The sequence below is a fragment of the Thermomonas sp. genome, from assembly GCF_035369645.1.
In the GTDB taxonomy this organism is placed as follows: Bacteria; Pseudomonadota; Gammaproteobacteria; order Xanthomonadales; family Xanthomonadaceae; genus Thermomonas.
The window spans coordinates 1-2,558 of sequence record NZ_DAOOUM010000092.1; the positions used below are offsets into that span (position 1 = coordinate 1).

Below are 2,558 nucleotides of genomic sequence, written 5' to 3' on the forward strand. Positions count from 1 at the left end.
CCAATCATCTGCGCTCGCTCAATGGCAACGATGATCCGGTCGATAGCCGCGTGCGTTACAAGCGTGCCGAACAGGCAATGTTCCTGGCCAATGTGGTGAACGATATGCAAATCGCCAACCCGGCCGAGAAAATCGTGCTGGTGGGTGACTTCAACGCGTTCCCGTTCAACGATGGCTATGTGGATTCGATGGGCATCATTTCTGGTCACGCGGCACCGGAAAATGCGGTCATCGAATATCGTGCCAGCCCCGTCGCCACACCGTTGGTGTTGGGTGATGCACTCACCGCGGATCCGATGCAGCGTTATTCCTATGTGTTTGGTGGCAATGCACAAACCCTGGACCATGCGGTGGTCAACCAGGCGCTGCTCAACGACCCGGCTCTGACTGGCCTGAGCGTGGAACACGCGCGCATCAACAGCAACTTCCGCGTGGCCCATTACGGCGAATTCAACCCGCCCTACACCGCTGCCAATCCGCCGCTGCGCGTCTCCGACCATGATCCCGTGCGTCTGAGCATTGGGGTGGTGCGCCCGGCCAGCGCGGATCTCGCGCAATCGTGGACGGTGCGGCAAATGAGCCTGCAGGGCGCATTCACCACGCTGACGCTACGCAACAGTGGCAGCAGTGATCTGAATGGCGTGCAGGTGTGGGTGGACATGGAGATCCCCGTGCCCTCCGTAGGCGGCGTGGCCGGTGGTGCTGGCTGGGCCTGCGAGCGCATGAGCGTGAGCAGTTTCGTCTGCACATCCACCACGGTTGTGCGGGCCGGTTCCACCCATACCTTCAACGTCACCGTGAAGCCTCAGCGTAGTTTCAAACCCACCGATGTGCTGCGCTTCAGCGCCAGGTCCAGTGTGCTCACCGACCCCATTTCGGGCGACAACACATCGGTTCTCACGCTCCCCTGAGCCAATCAACAACAGGGTTTCAGACAAAACGCAGCTTCGGCTGCGTTTTGTTTTATTGCGCCGCGCAACGGTTTGTTAGCAGCTCGCCGGTATCATAGAGCGATTGCTCCAACGCGAAGGCCCCCATGAGCACCGCTGCCCATTTTGATATCGAATACCTGCAATACCTCAAACCCGACGGCAGTCTTGCCGGCCCATTGCCACCAGCCGTCCCCGACGCCGCATCGCTGCTGCCGATCTTCAAGCAGATGCTGTTTCTGCGCACCTTCGATGGCAAGGCCATTGCGCTGCAACGCACCGGCAAGTTGGGCACCTATGCCGCCAGCCTTGGCCATGAGGCTACCCACGTCGGCATCGGCTACTCGATGCAGCCGGAGGATGTGCTGGCGCCCAGCTACCGCGAATACGGCGCGCAGTTCGCGCGCGGCGTGCTGCCGCGCCAGGTGTTGCTGTACTGGGGTGGCGACGAACGCGGCAACCTGCTCACTGGCGGGCCCGCCCACGATTACCCGTGGTGCGTACCGATTTCCACGCAAATGCTGATGGCGTCGGGCGCGGCACTGTCGTTCAAACTGCGCAAGCAAACCAAAGTCGCGGTGGCGGTGTGCGGTGACGGTGGCTCATCCAAAACCGACTTCTATGCCGCGGTGAATTCGGCCGGTGCGTTCCATCTGCCACTGATCCTCTGCGTGGTCAACAACGGCTGGGCGATCAGCGTGCCACGCAAGGCACAGACCGGTGCCGATACCTTGGCGCAAAAAGGTATCGCCGGTGGCCTGCACTGCTTGCAAGTGGACGGCAACGACATCATCGCGGTGCTGGAAGGCCTGCGCCGCGCGCACGAACGTGCCCGCAATGGCGAAGGCGGCAGCGTGATCGAATTCATCACCTATCGCCTGCATGACCACACCACCGCCGACGATGCGCGCCGCTATCGCGATGACGCCGAAGTCAAAGCCGCGTGGGAGAAAGAACCGTTCCTGCGCCTGCGCAAATTCCTGACCGATCAAGGCGTGTGGGACGAGGCACAAGAAAAAGCCTGGCTTGAAGACAGCGGCAAGCGCGTGGACGAAGAAATCAACGCGTATTTGAATACGCCCGTGCAACCGGTGGAAGCGATGTTTGATTACTTGTATGCGGAGTTGCCCAGTGAGCTGATCACGCAGCGCACCGAAGCGATGGCACGGGAGCACCGGGCATGAGCGCACAACCCATCACCTTGATTGAAGCCATCACCCAAGCCTTGGCGTATGAACTGCGCAAGGATGAGTCTGTGGTTGTGCTGGGCGAAGACGTGGGCGTCAACGGCGGCGTGTTCCGCGCCACCGCCGGCCTGTCCGCGCAGTTTGGCCCCGAACGCATCCTGGATACGCCGCTGGATGAAACCACGATTGCCGGCCTGACCGTGGGCATGGCCAGCCAAGGCATGAAGCCGGTGGCCGAGGCGCAGTTCGACGGTTTCATGTACCCGATGGTGGATTTCATCATCTGCCACGCCGCCCGCATGCGCTACCGCACGCGTGGCCGCTTGACCTGCCCGATGGTGCTGCGGGTGCCGTGGGGCGGCGGCATCCGTGCGCCGGAACATCATTCCGAAGCCAACGAAGCCATCTTCACCAATGTGCCGGGCCTGCGCGTGGTGATGCC

At 61.7% G+C, this 2,558-nt stretch carries 3 protein-coding genes; all 3 read left to right on the forward strand.

The features are described from left to right. The coding region (locus PK789_RS11610) for an endonuclease/exonuclease/phosphatase family protein (RefSeq protein ID WP_503011955.1) at window positions 1-911 on the forward strand (911 nt) is incomplete at its 5' end. 125 nt (window positions 912-1,036) lie between these two features. Then, window positions 1,037-2,113 (forward strand): pyruvate dehydrogenase (acetyl-transferring) E1 component subunit alpha, encoded by a 1,077-nt coding sequence (gene pdhA / locus PK789_RS11615; RefSeq protein ID WP_223629417.1) that lies wholly within the window; start codon window positions 1,037-1,039, stop codon window positions 2,111-2,113. Beyond that, window positions 2,110-2,558: alpha-ketoacid dehydrogenase subunit beta (locus tag PK789_RS11620; RefSeq protein WP_503011956.1), on the forward strand; the 449-nt coding region annotated here is incomplete at its 3' end. The genes pdhA and PK789_RS11620, both read left to right, overlap by 4 nt.

Bases quoted from the DNA above. Each gene is read 5' to 3' on its own strand.
- pdhA (WP_223629417.1), top strand. From the start codon at position 1,037: ATGAGCACCGCTGCCCATTTTGATATCGAATACCTGCAATACCTCAAA.